The sequence below is a fragment of the Gordonibacter sp. genome, from assembly GCF_036667095.1.
In the GTDB taxonomy this organism is placed as follows: domain Bacteria; phylum Actinomycetota; class Coriobacteriia; order Coriobacteriales; family Eggerthellaceae; genus Gordonibacter.
This window is the reverse complement of sequence record NZ_JAVWUP010000010.1, coordinates 21,314-37,106: the sequence shown is the minus strand read 5'-3', so window position 1 is coordinate 37,106 and position 15,793 is coordinate 21,314. Positions and strand designations below refer to the sequence as shown.

Annotated in this window: 14 protein-coding genes; 9 read left to right on the top strand and 5 right to left on the bottom strand. The window is 61.7% G+C overall.

The annotated features are described in order from the left end of the window. Together RR842_RS02220 and RR842_RS02215 are read right to left on the bottom strand one after the other, a co-directional pair. Nucleotides 1-367: HTH domain-containing protein (locus tag RR842_RS02220; protein ID WP_332728904.1), on the bottom strand; the 367-nt coding region annotated here is incomplete at its 3' end. A gap of 25 nt (nucleotides 368-392) precedes the next feature. Further along, entirely contained in the window at nucleotides 393-1,070 is a 678-nt protein-coding gene (locus RR842_RS02215) for an N-acetyltransferase family protein (RefSeq protein WP_332728903.1), read from the bottom strand. A gap of 360 nt (nucleotides 1,071-1,430) precedes the next feature. Between RR842_RS02215 and RR842_RS02210 the strand changes: the two genes are divergently transcribed. The 8 genes from RR842_RS02210 to RR842_RS02175 all read left to right on the top strand — a co-directional run bounded on the left by RR842_RS02210 (nucleotide 1,431) and on the right by RR842_RS02175 (nucleotide 11,437). After that, nucleotides 1,431-2,552, top strand: coding sequence for a serine hydrolase (locus RR842_RS02210; RefSeq protein WP_332553764.1), 1,122 nt, complete (start codon nucleotides 1,431-1,433; stop codon nucleotides 2,550-2,552). A 9-nt stretch (nucleotides 2,553-2,561) separates the two neighbouring features. Beyond that, entirely contained in the window at nucleotides 2,562-3,752 is a 1,191-nt protein-coding gene (locus RR842_RS02205; protein ID WP_332723973.1) for a hypothetical protein, read from the top strand. A 174-nt stretch (nucleotides 3,753-3,926) separates the two neighbouring features. After that, entirely contained in the window at nucleotides 3,927-4,655 is a 729-nt protein-coding gene (locus RR842_RS02200) for an SH3 domain-containing protein (RefSeq protein ID WP_332521719.1), read from the top strand. A gap of 555 nt (nucleotides 4,656-5,210) precedes the next feature. Further along, nucleotides 5,211-6,272, top strand: a complete 1,062-nt coding sequence (gene pheS, locus RR842_RS02195; RefSeq protein WP_332728901.1) for a phenylalanine--tRNA ligase subunit alpha — start codon at nucleotides 5,211-5,213, stop codon at nucleotides 6,270-6,272. Between the two features lie 294 nt (nucleotides 6,273-6,566). Then, nucleotides 6,567-9,029 carry a phenylalanine--tRNA ligase subunit beta gene (pheT, locus tag RR842_RS02190; protein ID WP_332728900.1) on the top strand — a complete coding sequence of 821 codons (2,463 nt, stop codon included), beginning with the start codon at nucleotides 6,567-6,569 and terminating at the stop codon, nucleotides 9,027-9,029. Between the two features lie 112 nt (nucleotides 9,030-9,141). Next, entirely contained in the window at nucleotides 9,142-10,026 is an 885-nt protein-coding gene (locus RR842_RS02185; protein WP_332565559.1) for a methionyl aminopeptidase, read from the top strand. Nucleotides 10,027-10,376: 350 nt separating this feature from the next. Further along, a complete protein-coding gene (locus tag RR842_RS02180) occupies nucleotides 10,377-11,243 on the top strand; it encodes a hypothetical protein (RefSeq protein WP_332728899.1) in 867 nt (288 codons plus the stop codon). A gap of 2 nt (nucleotides 11,244-11,245) precedes the next feature. Further along, entirely contained in the window at nucleotides 11,246-11,437 is a 192-nt protein-coding gene (locus RR842_RS02175) for a hypothetical protein (protein WP_332512088.1), read from the top strand. Nucleotides 11,438-11,505: 68 nt separating this feature from the next. Here the strand turns inward: RR842_RS02175 and RR842_RS02170 are convergent, their stop codons facing one another. The 3 genes from RR842_RS02170 to RR842_RS02160 form a co-directional block, all read right to left on the bottom strand. Then, the gene (locus tag RR842_RS02170) at nucleotides 11,506-11,934 is read right to left on the bottom strand and encodes a peptidylprolyl isomerase (protein ID WP_332521073.1); all 429 of its coding nucleotides are present in this window, start codon (nucleotides 11,932-11,934) and stop codon (nucleotides 11,506-11,508) included. A 92-nt stretch (nucleotides 11,935-12,026) separates the two neighbouring features. Beyond that, nucleotides 12,027-12,482: an FKBP-type peptidyl-prolyl cis-trans isomerase gene (locus RR842_RS02165; protein ID WP_332512085.1), complete on the bottom strand. Its 456-nt coding sequence runs from the start codon at nucleotides 12,480-12,482 to the stop codon at nucleotides 12,027-12,029. Between the two features lie 42 nt (nucleotides 12,483-12,524). Beyond that, a complete protein-coding gene (locus tag RR842_RS02160) occupies nucleotides 12,525-13,841 on the bottom strand; it encodes a glutamate-cysteine ligase family protein (protein WP_332512083.1) in 1,317 nt (438 codons plus the stop codon). A gap of 128 nt (nucleotides 13,842-13,969) precedes the next feature. Here RR842_RS02160 and RR842_RS02155 point away from each other — a divergent pair. Beyond that, nucleotides 13,970-15,793: nucleoside-diphosphate sugar epimerase/dehydratase (locus tag RR842_RS02155; protein WP_332722367.1), on the top strand; the 1,824-nt coding region annotated here is incomplete at its 3' end.

Below are 15,793 nucleotides of genomic sequence, written 5' to 3'. Positions count from 1 at the left end.
CGCCCCAAAACGAGAAGTCGATGTCCAGCCAGTCGGTGCTCTCGCGCTGGAACAGACGGGCTATCCGCTCGCTCGTTGTGCGCGAATCAACCGCGCCGGTGGTTTCTAGGGCGGACAGGGCGGCGAGGATGTCATCTTGTTCTTGGTCGCTGATAAGCGACTTGTTCAAAACGTAGCCATCCATAAGGTGCACGCCGCCGCCTTTGCCGCGGGTCATATACACCGGGACGCCGGTGGAGGACAGCGCATCGACATCGCGCCGCACGGTGCGCGCGGATACCTCCAGCCGGCGCGCCAGCTCGCCGGTCGTGCGCGGCGAGCGCTCCATCAGCAGGTAGATGATCTCGAACAGGCGCGCTTGCTGCACGGTGCGTGTCCTTTCCGGCGCTGGCTTACTGGGGTATTCCGGTATCGGGTGCGTTGTTTGAACGCGAGCGCATCGTAAGTTCTCGGTTGGCTTTCTCGATTGCGGTGCGTACGACGAGGGGGTCGAGGTGAGGGAAGGGAACGACCGGTGGAGGATCGGCATCGAATTCTGAGAGCGCCAGCGTGTACCAGGCAACGTCGCGCCACGACCCGCAGGTGTATCCCGCGTTGCGTTGTGTGGCCATAAGCTGGAAGCCAAAAGCCTCATGTAGGCGTTCGCTTGCCGCATTCGGTACGGTGACCAGCGCATAGGCGCACTTCACGCCTTGAGCACGCACCAGCTCGATCAAGGCGCGGTACAGCGTGCCGCCCAGGCCGAAGCCGCATGCCTCGTGTGCCAAGTACACTGAAAGCTCGGCATTCCACCCGTACGCCTCCCGCTCCGCCTGCCGATGCGCGTACGCGTAGCCGACAATGACCCCGTTGTTCTCAGCCACGAGGCAGGGGTAGGTGGCAAGAATGCCGCCCATGCGCGCGCGGAACTCCTCGGCAGGAGGAATTGCCTCCTCGAACGTGATGGGCGTGTCCAAGTAAGGTGCGTATACGGCACGGATGCCCTCTGAATCTTCGGGGGCGGCAAGGCGAACGTGCGGGGCGTTGCGCGTTGCCGAGGGAAAGCCGTTGTTCGTTCTGCTCGGTTCCACGGGGGCCTTTCGTGCTGTTTTTTGTCGAGTGAAGCCGTGCACCTGGTCATATGACATGGCCAAGGTGGGGTGCCGTGCGGGCTGCATCGCCCATACTATCACGGAAGCAACGGAGGCATCTTGCGGAGCGCTCGGGAGCAAAGAAAGAGGACGGAGCGCGCGCGATGGCTCGGTATCCGGAGCTTTTGCTCCGAGCGGCTTGTGAAGTGCAGGTGGCTATCCTCTGTTGATTGCCTGGTGCGGGCTTGCCCCTCTCGGGGCTATAGGGAATACTTCTTCGAGCAGCGCCTTGGGCGCTTACAAACGAAGAAGCGGCGGCGCGTTGGTGGGTGTGCTCGCCTATATTGTTAGAGGGGTTACGTGGCTCAAGGTCTTACGACAGCGAAAAGGCGTATCGCTCGGTGGTTCAGGCACCTTCCCGGCTGGTCTAAGGTCGTCGCAGCTGCGACATGCTCGGTCGCGGTGCTCTTCGGCGCGGTGATGGCTCTGAGCACTGCCGCCGTGCGTCTGGAAGAACCTGTTTTCGTCCTGGGAGCAGCAGTCAACGCGACGGGTGCGCCCTCCGAGGGGGCTGCTTCAGCGCCTGAGGACGATCGGTCTGCGCGGCCCGAAACGGCCCCTACGGCCCTCGATGCAGCAACGGGTGCGGCGGAGGTCAACCTCTTCGAGGCGGCAGGTTCCCAGCGGGTGCTCGATGCGGGCGAAATCCCCGATGTTGCCGCGGCGCTTGCGGCGTTCGGCGACGCTGGATGGGAGGCGGGCTTCGTGGTATACGATTTCAAGGCCGAACGTGGTTTGGGCTACAATGCCGATGTCTCGATCTTTTCGGCCAGCACGGTCAAGGCTCCCTATGTTGCCTATGTCGCCCAGGAGTTTCTGGACAGCGGGCGGGCCCAGCTGGCTGACGAGGTCTTTGAAGACGCGGTGCAGGAAGGCACCGGCATCATGGCTTTCGACCAGGTGGATACCTACGATCTGGGCACGGTGCTTTCTAATACTATCGTGCACTCCGACAACACAGGCTACGCGCTGCTGCGTGAGAACTATAGCGAAGGGTTCGAGGCGTGGGCTGCCTCGGCCGGCGTGGACGCGGCAGCTTGGCAAGGCGAGTGGTACCCGTTCTATACGCCTCGGGACCTAGCGAAGCTTTGGCTGAGCGTCGGAGGGTACCTTAAGAGCGGTAGCGCAAACGCATCTTTGAGCGAAGGCCTGCTTTCCCAGACGGGCACCTCGTTCATTCGGCAAACGCTGGGTGGCGGCTACCGGGTGCTGGCGAAGCCGGGCTACGAGATAGACACTCCGAGGTTTAACATGGGCGCCCTGAACGATGCGGGCATCGTGCGGGGCCCATCGGGCGACTACCTTATCGCGGTCATGTCCGATGCCGACTACGACGACGAGTATTTTACCGACAACGAGCCGCTTATCAAGAATCTGATCGCCGCGCTGGCTGCAGCGCACGACCGGCTGCTTGCGGCCTAGGGGTATTTCATGGAGCCGAATGCACGTTCGATAGCGAAGCCGATGGCACGGACCGTATCCCAAAAGCGCAGGCTTCAGGGAGGCGGGGCGCTTTGCTGGCTGCTTTCGATGGCGCTGGCCTGCACTATGGCCCCGCTTTTCCCAAAGGCTGCGCAGGCCGACGAGGTGGCTGACGCGGCAGCGGAGCAGCAGGCGGTGGACCATGCCCAGACGACGCTTGGCGGTGCCGAGTCGCGCATGCAGGATCTTGCCGCCGAGTACGTTTCCCTTGAGCAGGATGCCGCTGCACTGCAGCAGCGCATCGACGAGACGGCGGCGCAGGCCATGGAGACACAGCAAGCGGTGATCGAGGGTCGTGTCGCCCTGGGGAAAACGGCGAAATTCGAGTATCGTAGCGGCTCGGCCCAGTCGCTGGTGACGCTGGTGCTCGAGGCGGCCGATTTCGACGAGTTAGTACGCAACCTGTACTACCTTTCAACGGTCACCCAGCACCAGGCGCAGGTGATCGAGGAACAGAAGGCCCGCTCGCAGCGATTCGATGCCATCGTGGAGGACCTGAACGCGCAAAAAGACGAGCAAGACAAGAAGCTCTCCGAGATAGCAGCGAAGAAGGCGGAAGCCGACCAAGTGGTTGCCGAGGCGACCACCAAGCTGCAAGGTGCCCAGGACGACTATACGGCGCGTTTGGCCGCACTGAAGCAGAAAGCCGATGAGATGGCCGCGCGAGGTGCGGTAACCGAGCCGGTCGTGGACGAAGGCGCCAACACGGTCGACCGTCCCGCTGCGCCGGAAACCCCCGTCCAGCCAAACCCCGATCCGACTCCTCCGGCGCCGACGCCCGACCCCGGTGGAGGCTCCGGTGGAAGCGATGCCGGCTGGTCGACGGGCACGGCTTCGGCTTACGGCGGCTCGACCGACCCTTATACCCCCAACCCTGGCACGACGGCCACCGGCGAGGTGTGCGACGACAATTCCATGGGCGTCGCGGTGCCGATGGCGTGGCCACACTACTGGCAGTACTACGGCCGTACGGTCGAGATATCCTACAACGGCATGACCGTGTTCGCTACCGTGAACGACTGCGGCGGCATGGGAGGCGGCAGCCGCGTGCTGGATCTGCAACCCGGTGTATGGAAAGCGTTCGGCTTCTCGTCGTGCAACGACTGGGGCCTGCGCACGGTGAGCTATCGGTTCTTGTAGCAGGCGGTTTCTCGGGATTGCGGTCCCTGGTGATTCTGTGCTCATCCTCGGTTTCAACGAATGTTTGAACGGCTCGGGCCGGTCATGTCCTTCTGCTTGCAATGATACTATGAATTGTGTCTGACCTCTCGAAGGGGGGACGGCAGTCTGGCACACCAACATCGAGGAGGCTCTATGGGTATTGCAAAGTTTTGCAAGGCAACAATCGGCGGGCTGGGTGCAGCACTCCTGCTTACAGCTGGCTTGGCCACAACAGCCTTCGCCGCCGAAACCGTTACGACCATGGCTACGACAGCGCCGCTCAACCTGCGCGATGCATCGAACATCAACGGCAACGTCATGGATGTTATGCCTCAGGGTACATCGGTCGCGGTGCACGGTATGACCAACGACGGGTGGTACCATGTGACCTATCAGGACAAAGAGGGCTTCTGCTACTACCAGTTCCTGAACTTCGAAGGTTCGCAGGACGGCACTGTTCGCGACGGCAAGACCACTACCATGTACGCTACCGACCCGCTCAATGTGCGCGAGCAGCCCAATACCGACAGCCGCATTCTTGGATCGCTGAAGGTCGATGAGGGTGTGCCGGTTGTCGCCAAACACGACGGCTGGTTCACGGTAACCTTCAATGGCGTTGAGGCGTACTGCTACGGCGCGTATCTGGGTTTCGGCCAAGGCGGCTATAAGGCTGATCCTCCGAGTGAGGCCACGGACAGCACGATGAACCAGCTTACCACCACCGCGCCTCTCAACGTGCGCACGGAGCCAAGCACTAATGGCACCATCATCGGTTCGTTCAGCGCGGGTACGACGGTGAATGTGCTTGATGTGGCAGGCGATTGGTACCAGGTGAAGTTTGGTAACACCACGGGCTATGTGTATTCCCTCTACCTTAGCTAGTGCCCTCAAGTGTTTGGGACACTATCCTCGTAGGTTGAGTTTTTACAGGGAGCACGGGGGTGCGGTAGCATTTCAACCAACCCGGCTGCCAGTCCGGACGGATATTATCCTCGCGGTGTGCTTGTGAAATTTCCTCACCCACCGCGAGGAATGCGCTATACTCCATCGATACATGCAACGACGAAGACAGCGCCGTGCGCAAGCGTCGTCATCAGAGACAGGGTTCCATCGGCTGAAAGACCCTGGGCGGCACGTGCGGCGATTCCCTTCCGAGCAGTGCCTTTGAACGCGGACGCTCCCTGGTGGGTGGGACGAGACGGTTAGTAGGATGCGACGGGCGCTCCCGTAACAGAGCACAAGAGCGGACGGCTTGTCCACTCGCAGTCGGTTGCCTGGCTGCGATGCGGGGCAAGGCGTCAACCGAGGTGGTACCGCGAGAGTCTTCTCTCGTCCTTGGATCGGGGGTCAATCCCTGGAAACAAGAACGAGAGAAGACTCTTTTTTTGTTGCGTAGCTGCACGTGCGGATAGTAAGAGACGGAAAGGGACGGGCGTTATGGCATTGATGGAGGAGTTGGAGGTTCTGCGCACGCAGACGCTCGGTGCGATTGCTGCGGCGGATACGTCGGCGGCGCTCGAGCTGGTGCGTGTGGGTGTGCTGGGTCGTGCGGGCACCCTCACGGGTTACCTGCGGCAGATGGGGCAGGTGGCGAAAGAGGAACGCGCCGCCGTGGGCAAGGCGGTGAACGAGGTGCGCGCCGCTGTCGAGGAGGCGCTGGTCGCACGCAAGACCGCTCTCGATGCTGTCGAGCTTTCGGCCGCCATCGACGCGGCTGCGGTGGATGTGACGCTGCCGGGTCGTGCCCAGCAAAGGGGTACCCGCCACCTTATCAACCGCATCGCCGACGAGATATCCGAAGTGTTCCTGGGGTTGGGCTATACCGTGGCCCAAGGCCCCGAGGTGGAGACCGACTACTACAACTTTGAAGCGCTGAACGCTCCCGCCGACCACCCCAGCCGCAGCCTGGCTGACACGTTTTACGTGGTCGACCGCTCCGGCGACGAGGTGGCCGTGCGCGGAGAGTCCGACGTGCTGCTGCGTACGCAGACCTCCGGCGTTCAGGTGCACGCCATGGAGGATCAGAAGCTGCCTATCTTCGTGATCGCGCCGGGCAAAGTGTATCGCCGCGACGTGGCGGATCCGTCGCATTTGCCCCAGTTTACGCAGATCGAGGGCTTAGTGGTGGACAAGGGCATCACGTTCGGCGACCTCAAGGGCACGCTCGACTACCTGTGCAAGCAGATGTTCGGGCCCGAGCGCAAAACGCGTTTCCGCGCCCACTACTTCCCGTTCACGGAGCCTTCGGCCGAAGTCGACGTGAGCTGCGGCATCTGCCACGGCGAGGGCTGCCGTTTCTGCAAGGGAACGGGCTGGCTGGAAATACTTGGCTGCGGCATGGTGGACCCGAACGTGCTGCGCATGTCGGGCATCGACCCGGAGGAGTATTCCGGCTTTGCGTTCGGCATGGGGGTAGAGCGTATCGCCTGCTTGAAGTACAACGTGCCTGATTTGCGCATGCTGGTAGAAGGCGACATGCGGTTCTTGCGGCAGTTTTAGGGTTTCTGGCGGGACGTTTGGCAACGCCCCGTCGCTCGAACAGTCCTGCTCGCACGAAACGCCCGCTGGACGTTTCGGCTCAAGAGGTGCGGCGCCGCGAAACGAAGCGGAGCAGGTCCTCGAAGGGGAAACTCGCTTGGCGGGCATCGCCAAATGTCCCTTCGCGGGGCTGTCGGGATTGCGTGTGTGCTCGGCGAGTTTCGTCTGCATCGGGCAGGTTGCTCTGCAGGGCGGCTTGGTAGGAAGAAAAATCCTGTTCCGGCGAAGCCGGAAATGAACGGATAGGAAGCAGTAATGAAGATATCTCTGAAATGGCTTGCTGAATATGTCGAGGTTCCTGGGGATGTGAAGGCCCTCTGCGATCGGCTCGATTTGACGGGTACGGGCGTGGAGGCGGTGGAGAAGACGGGTGCAGCCTTCGACCGCATCGTCACGGGCAAAGTGCTCACGAAGGAGCAGCATCCCGACTCCGACCATATGTGGGTGACCACGGTGGATGTGGGTGCGCAAAATCTCGGTGCCGACGGCGCGCCCGAACCGTTGCAGATCGTGTGCGGCGCGCAGAACTTCAACGCGGGCGACCATATCGTCACGGCGATGGTGGGTGCTGAGCTGCCCGGCGACATCAAGATCAAGAAGTCGAAGCTGCGAGGCGTGACCAGCATGGGTATGAACTGCTCGACACGCGAGCTGGGGTTGGGGAGCGATCATGAGGGTATTATGATCCTGCCCGAGGGTGCGCCGGTTGGCGTGCCGTTCGCCGAGTATGCCCAACTCTCCGATACGGTGCTGGACCTGGAGGTCACACCGAACCGTCCCGACTGCCTGTCGGTGGCTGGTATGGCGCGCGAGGTGGGGGCGATGTACCGCACCGACGTAACGTACCCGACGCGCGAGCTCACGGAAGATACGTCTGCAACGCCGGCGGCCGACCTGGTGTCAATCGACATCGCCGACTCGTCTCGCTGCCGCCGCTACACGGCGCGCGTCATCCACGGCGTGAAAGTGGGCCCGAGCCCCGATTGGCTGGCCGAACGCGTTGCAGCGTTGGGCGCGCGCTCCATCAACAATATCGTGGACGTGACGAACTACATCTTGTTCTTGCTGGGCCAGCCGCTGCATGCGTTCGACTTCGACCAGTTGGCAGGGTCGGACGGCAAGGCGCATATCGTTGTGCGTCCGGCGCAGGACGGCGAGCTGTTCACCACGCTCGACGGGGAGGAGCGTCGCCTTACGTCCGACATGACCGTCATTGCCACGCCTGAGCGTGCGGTGGCGTTGGCCGGTGTCATGGGGGGGCTCGAAACCGAGGTTACCGACGCTACCACGACGGTGCTTCTGGAGGCGGCCACCTTCGATCGGGCCCACACGAGCCGCACCAGCCGCAACCTGGGCCTCATCAGCGAAGCCTCCATGCGCTACGAGCGCGGGGTGGACGACAATCCCGTTGCGGCCAACGCCGATTTCGCCGCCGCCCTCCTCGCCGAAGTATCGGGCGGCACTGTGTGCCCTGGTCTGGTGGAGGTGTACCTTGAGGCAACGCGGCCCATCGACCTGGAGTTCCGCATTCCGCGTTTCTGCGCCCTGATAGGCGCCGACATTCCGCGCGAGGACATTGTGGACATTCTGGCGCGTCTAGGTTGTATCGTGGGCGGCACGTCCGACGCGGATGTGCTTGCGGTGGTGGCACCCACCTTCCGCCCCGATCTGGAGCGCGAGATCGACCTGTACGAGGAGGTGCTGCGCCTGTGGGGCATGGATCGTATTCCCTCCACGCTGCCGGGTGGTCGCGGGCGCGTGGGCACGCGTTCGGAGGAAGAACACCTGCTCGATGTCGTGGGCGACACCATGCGCAGCTGCGGTCTGAACGAGACGATGACCTACTCGTTTGCTGAGCCGGGCGATCTTGGTCGTTTGCGCATGTCCCCCGAGGGGCTAGGCGAGCCGGTGGAGCTGATCAACCCCCTGAATGCCGACCAGTCCGTCATGCGCCAGAGCATCGTCCCCGGCCTTGTGCGCAACGTGGCGTACAACCAGAGCCGCGGCGTGAAGAACGTCCAGCTCTACGAGGTGGGTGCCGTGTTCTTCGCCGCCGAGGGCCGCAAGCAGCCCAAGGAGCGCCGTCGCCTGGCCGCGGTCATGGCGGGTGCTATGCGCGAGGGGGGCTGGAACGCGCAGATAGCAGCGTTCGACTTCTTCGATGGCAAGGGTGCTGTGGAGAGCCTGGCGCGCGAGCTGGCGTTGCCGAAGCTGCGTTTCAAGGCGCTGGATGGTGAAGAAGCACCCCATCTGCAGCCCGGTCGGGCAGCGCAGGTGCTCTCGGGCGGCACGGTGCTCGGCTGGGTGGGCGAGCTGCACCCGTTGGCTGTGGACGCCTTCGATGCCGCCGCACCGGTGGTGGCGTTCGAGCTGGACGTGGACGCGCTCGTGCGAGCCTCCCGCCCGGCACGCGACTACGTGGACGTACCCACCTTCCCGGCGGTATCCATGGACGTGGCTTTCGTCGTTGACGAGGGCGTGACCCACGAGCGCCTGGTGCAGTGCATGACCTCGGCTGGCGGCAAGCTGCTGGAAGACGTGCGCCTGTTCGACGTGTACCGCGACGAGGAGCGCGTAGGTGCTGGCAAGAAGTCGATGGCCTATGCGCTGGTGTACCGCGCGGCCGATCGCACGCTTACCGGCGAGGAAGTGGACAAGGCCCATGAGCGTCTGGTGAAGAAGGTGTGCGGCGCCACGGGAGCCGAGGTTCGCGGGTAGGCTTTCGGGTGTCGACGTCCGTGTGCGGCAGCATTACCATTCGTAATGCCAACACGTTCAAAAAGCTGGCGCAGCTCGCGGGGTAGCGATCTTGCGCCTGAAAGGAATCTGCATGTACGACGGAGAAGCTCAGCCGGCCCGCAACGATGGGTGCTGGTGCGGTAGCGGCAAGAAATACAAGAAGTGCCACCTGTCTTTCGACGAACGCTTGCAGGCGCTTGCCGACCAAGGGCTCGAAGTCCCCTCTCGCTCGCTGCTGAAGTCGGCGGCCGACATCGAGGGCATCAAGCGCAGCGCGGCGGTGAACGTCGGTGCCCTCGATTACGTGGCCGAACACATCGGTCCGGACACCACGACAGGCGAGATCGATCGCTGGGTGCACGACTATACGGTCGAACGGGGTGCGATCCCGGCTCCTCTGGACTACGAGGGCTTCCCCAAAAGCGTGTGCACCTCGGTCAACGAGGTGGTGTGCCACGGCATCCCGTCCGACGACGAGGTGCTGTGCGAAGGCGATATCGTGAACGTGGACTGCTCCACTATCTTGGACGGCTACTACTCCGATTCGTCGCGCATGTTCTGCATCGGAGAGGTCGATGCGGAGCGCGAACGCTTGGTGCAGGTGACCAAGGAGTCCGTCGAAGCCGGACTGGCCCAGGTCAAGCCCTGGGGTTTCGTCGGCGATGTCGGCCAGGCGGCGCGCGAGGTGGCCGAGCGTGCAGGCTATTCGGTTGTGCGCGAGTTCGGAGGCCATGGCATCGGGCTGGACTTCCACGAGGACCCGTTCGTCAGTTTCGCCGCCAACGCAGGCGAGGGCATGGTGCTCGTGCCCGGTCTGGTGTTCACTATCGAGCCTATGGTCAACGCGGGCCAGCCCGACATCGATATGAGCGACTCCAATGGATGGACCGTGCGCACGGCAGACGGCAGCCTCACGGCGCAGTGGGAAATACAGGTTGCTGTGACCGAGGACGGCTGCGAGGTGCTTTGCTGGTAGGAGCCGTCTTGCACGAGCTGCTTGGCCTCATGCGAAGAGAATATCTCGACGCTCTCCTGCTCGGCCGCCTTGACTGGACCGCATACCGCCGCCCGCGGTGGTCGGCGGTCCGGTCGTCATCATGGTCGTTGCGGCCATGATGATTTCGTTTTCGGAAAATAAACAAACAAATGTTCGCATTAAGTGCTATAATGGAACAACAGAAAGAGCCAGTGCAAGCGCTGCCTGCCTGTCATCCGCGACGCTAAGGCGCAGCCCATAGATGGCGACGATGTTCCTCGTCGCCCGTACCACGCTTGCAAGATCCTCTCAGCCTAAGGAATTGTAAGGAAGTGAGGTGCCTTGCCGCTATGGGCAGCACGATATTGTGGAACACTCGGCGCCTTCGTTGGCGCGACCTTCCCACCCTACAAGATCTGTTCGACTCCTGCAATCGCGCGTTGCTCGAGCAGGTTATCATCGAGGAATTTGCCTGCCGTGACGTGCGGGTATCCAAGGGACGCTATGCTGCTATGCAGCATAGGCTCGACGCGTCGCTTGACGCTATGGAATCGCTTCCTCTCGACAAAAAGGCCAACCGAGACTGGTTGCTCGCCCCTCAGGCATCGTATCTGCTCAATGCTTGCGCGGGGTCGGTGTCGTGGAGGCTGCATATGGCGCTTGTCCCGCGATGCGACACGGCGGGTCTTGAGGGGCTCATTCGGGACAAAGGGGGTTTCGCAACCTCGTACAGCCACATCGGAAAAACCAGAAAGCACCGATGTCGTTCGGCGGCATCTCCTGGCAATTGCTCGCGTGATCAAGTGCCGGGTGCTCTGGGCGAGCGAAGCTATACGCTTGCACCTTGGGAGGAGATCCTTGCTTGCAAGGCATGGCTTGGCGGAGACTGGTGTTGTCGGGAGCGCTATATCGCCCTGGCGAGCGCATTTTGGGAGATGACGTTCTTTGGCTTCGAGTACGATCGGGTGCAAGCACGCATGGCGCAGGAGAAAGCGGCTTGCATGATGATGCCTGTAGACCAGCGCAGGACCGGTCGTTCGTCGGAAGATTGCGACGAGATGCCATCGTATGCCTATGGCCTGAACCCGCCCGATCGTCTTGTTCGGAAGAGTCGTCGACGAATGGCCGAGCGCATTGCAGTACTGAACCACAACGAGGATCTTGCTTTTTACGAACGGCTGCTCGATCTGTCGAAGCGGCTGAAGGGAAGGCGGTAATTATGGATAGCCACAAGACCGACCTATGCGACGTGATGGAACGAGCGTGCTGTTCCGGAGGCCCGATCGTCGTCAAAGCCTATGGTGCCGAAGTGGTGGTTATGACCTCCTCGGTGCTCGAGGCATTGCTTTATGACCGGGCAACCCTGGAGGCATATCGTAGAGGAGACCGTTGGGACAAAGAGCATGCCTGAACAGCCTCAAAAAAGCGAAGACGCCTTCAGACGTCTTCGCGTGTTCGCTTCTGTCGAATGCTTGGCGCCTAGTCGGCGATCTCCATGATCTCGATCTCGAAAGTGAGGTCCTTGCCGGCAAGCTCGTGGTTCATGTCGAAGGTGGCAACGCCGTCTTCGATGGACTGGACGAACACGGGGAAGGGCTGGCCACCCGGTCCGTGCATGTAGACCGTCTGGCCCACGGGAAGCTGGTCGCCGTTGGGGATCTGGTCGACAGGAACCTTCTGCACCATGTCCTCGCGGCGCTCGCCGTAGGCTTCGGCGGCAGGGATATGCACGGTCTTCTTCTCGCCCAGAGCCATGTCCTTCACGGCGTTGTCGAAGCCGGCGATCATCTGGCCCGCACCGCAGGTGAACTCGATGGGTTCGTCGCGGTCGACCGACGAGTCGAACTTCGTGCCGTCGTCAAGCGTGCCGGTGTAATGCGCCTTGATCTTCTTGCCTTCGTTGCTCATGAACGAGCTCCTCTCGCGTAATAAACAATGAACCTAGTCTAACCCAGCGCGGCGCTTTGCCTCTTCTGCGCCGGAAAACTCACTCCAAGTTGTCACAAGTCGGTTGTTGGACGCGTGCGGTTTGGCAGGTCGGACACGTCCAAGAGCGTTATCTCGAAGTTGAGCGCCTTTGCGATGGCATCGTGGTTCCTGTCGAACACTGCCTTGTCGTCGGTCAGCTCGATGAGGCGCGCCGGGTAGGTTTGGCCGGTCGGGTCCTCCAGGTTCACCATCTCTCCGACGACAAGCTTGACGGAAGCGGGTATGTTCGCCCGTTTGACCTCGAGGACGCGTTCGTCGGTATGTTCTTCGTACGCCTCGTTGGCCCCGACTCGCACGGTCCTTGTTTCGCCTACGGCCATACTGCGTGTCGTCTCGATGAAAACCGGGGGCATCCATCCGTCGATGCAGGGGAACTCGATAGGCTGCGCTCTCTGGTCGATGAACACGGCTCCGTCGTCGAAGAACCCCTTGTACGATACGCGTACCATTTTTCCTGCGTGATCCATGTGCGCCCTTTCCGGTTGATCGTCGGTTGCGAAGCTCGATGGCTAGCCCTGCAGCTCCGTCAGGTTCGCCAAGGTGGTATGCTGCGCTGCCAGTTGCGCCAAAGGCTCAAGGTAGGCACGTTCGTTCTCGGCCAACCCGCGGCGGCCGAGCGCCATCACTTCGTCCACCAAGGATGCAACGGGCCGTCCGTATACTTCCGCCTCGTAGCCGCAAGCCATGAGCTCGTCTTTGGCCTTTTCGAACGCATCGGCATCGACGTGGGCAAACAGCTCGTCCAGCGCATCAAGATTCTCTTCATGGTAGAACAGCCCCTTGATAAGAGCTGCGTAGGCGATGACGTAGGGGATAGGCAGCGCATCGGCAGGCCTGATCTCGATATAGGTTTTCAACCGCACATCATTGAAGAGCATCGACACGGCGTGCTCCACCTCGCCGCGTGTCATGGTGCGCTCGGCGTATATCTCGCCGAAGGTGCGCTCGGAATAGCACCACTGCTCTTTGCGGCAAGGTGCCAGGATAGCCGGCGTATCCAAGAGGTATTCCGCATAGCGCCGCAGGTTGAACGCGGGGTCCAAGGCACCCGGCACCAGCCCGCAGCGGTTGGGGTCGCAGTGCTGCCAAATCTCGGTACGGACCAGCTGGTGCGTACGAGGCTTCCCCTCGAACACCGGCGAGTTGTCGCAGACGAGCGAGAACAGGGGCACCAAGGCGAATGCCAGGCGCAGCTTGCGCAGGCAGTCGGATACGGAATAGTAGTCGATGGAAACCTGCGTCGAGGCGCTCCCGCGCATCATGCGGGGCCCAAACGGCCCGATGTTCCCCAGGTAAAGGTTCATGAACTGGTAGCGCCTCTTAGGGATAAGCTCCAGGCTTTCGGCAGTGGCCGTGGGGTGGTACCCTTCGGTCAGAACCTGCTGGCCTACGGGTGCCAACATCTCGGAAAGCTTATTCTCGAATGCTTCGAACGTCGCGCGTGCCGCCTCCAAGGTCTTGAAGGGCCCGGCAGAAAGTTCCAGCTGGGCTGCCGGCTCGATGGTTACGGCCTCGCCGGGTCGTGCCACGCCGAGCAGGTCTCCCTCGGGGTCGCAGGTTGTTTTCGGAAAATCTTCCTTCAGCTGGCCGAGCAGCCATTCCACGCCATGCGGGCCGTGATAGGAGACGGGACTTTTGTCGTTGCGCACGATGGTGTGCTCGAGTTCTATGCCCACTTCGCCCGGTTCGTCGGCACCGATGATGCCGCTTTCGAAGTAGGACACGATGGCATCGATATTGCTTGCGCGTGCCGGTTGGGGTCGGCCGGAATTCCCCGCATCGTCCGTTGCGGACTCCGCAGGGATTGCTGTGGCTGTTTTCTTCATGTAACAAGCTCCTGAAACTTAACTGATCTGTGCAACGGTAGGGTACTTTGTATACAATACCCTTTTGGTTGCCGTGCGGATTGGCAATATCGTTTCATTTCGCATAACCCTACGAGACGAGGGTGGGTTTGGACGCTCATATCACAAAAAGAACAGCCCTGCTGCTGTTTTTGGACATAGCTGTCACGTATGCCGCTTACTGGCTCGCCTCGGTTCTGGGCGCTGTCGAGGACGAGGTGTTCACCAGCACCGAGATATTCTTCGTGCTGGGCATCGTTGCGCTTATCAACGTGGCCGTGTTGGGTGTGTTTCGCCTGTACAACAACTTGTGGGAATATGCCAGCATTGACGAGGCTATGCAGATCGTCCTTGCCGTGGTCCTGGCTACGCTCATAGGCGCCGTGGTGCTCTGGGCCATGGACGCGCGCCTGCCTATCCGCGTTTCCTTTGTAGCCTGCTTCCTGCTTATCTTCTTTATGGGGGGTATCCGGCTGGTGTACCGGGTGGTGCGGCAGAAACGCCGCGCGCTCGGGTCGGAGCAGCGCGCCTGCGATCGGTTGCGCACGCTGGTAGTCGGTGCCGGCGAGACCGGCTCGCTCGCCATCGGCCGCATGGCCTCGAAGGACCCCAACATGCCCGGCATCCCCATCGTCGCCACCGACGACGACCCCTCCAAGCGCGGCCAGCGCGTCCACGGCGTGAAGGTTGAGGGTAATACCGGCGACATCGTCGATTTGGTGGACAAGCACGGCATCCAGCAGATCGTCGTGGCCATCCCGTCGTCCACGCTTGAGGAGCGCAAGCGCATCTACGGCGAATGCACGAAGACCGACTGCAAGCTTCGCACGCTTCCGAACATCCGCGAACTGTCGCTCGACGAGATCGGGGAGGTGCGCCTGCGCGACGTCGACGTGGCCGACCTGCTGGGCCGCGAGGAGATCGTGCTGAACACCCGTGCCGTATCGGGCTACATCGCCGGCGAGACCGTGCTGGTCACCGGCGGGGGCGGCTCTATCGGCTCGGAGCTTTGCCGGCAGCTGTGCAAAGTGGCTCCAGCACGCATCGTCGTATTCGACATCTACGAGAACGACGCCTATATGCTCAGAAACGAGCTTCTGGCGGAATATGACGACATCGAGGTCATCATCGAAATCGGCAGCGTGTGCGACCAAGGCCGCGTCAACGAGGTATTCGCCAAATACCTCCCCGGCGCTGTGTTCCATGCCGCCGCACACAAGCACGTGCCGCTCATGGAGGCCGCTCCGCGCGAGGCGCTGCGCAACAACGTGTTCGGCACCTTGAATGTGGTGCGCGCCGCCGATGCATCGGCGGCGGCACGCTTCATCTTCATCTCCACCGACAAGGCAGTGAACCCCACCAGCGTCATGGGTGCCACCAAGCGCATGGGAGAGATGGTGATGCAGTACTACGCCCGCACGTCGAAGACCATCTTCTCGGCCGTGCGGTTCGGCAACGTGCTCGGCAGCAACGGCAGCGTCATTCCCGTATTCCAACGGCAGATCGCCGCAGGAGGTCCCGTAACGGTGACCCATCCCGACATAGAGCGCTTCTTCATGACTATCCCGGAGGCATCGCGCCTGGTCATCCAAGCGGGCGGTATGGCGCATGGCGGCGAGATATTCATTTTGGACATGGGCGAGCCGGTGAAGATCGTCGATTTGGCAAAAGGCCTCATTCAGTTGCAGGGCCTCACGCCGGATGTGGACGTGCAGATCGTGTTCACGGGCCTGCGCGAGGGCGAGAAGATGTACGAGGAACTGCTCATGGACGAAGAGAGCACGCTTCCTACCGACAATGCGTCCATCATGATATCCACGGGACAGGGCATCGGCTACGATGAGGTGGCTGCCAAGCTCGATGAGCTGGAGGTTGCCATCGGCAAAACCGACGAGCAGGCTGTCCATATCCTCGAATCGGCGGTTCCCACCTAT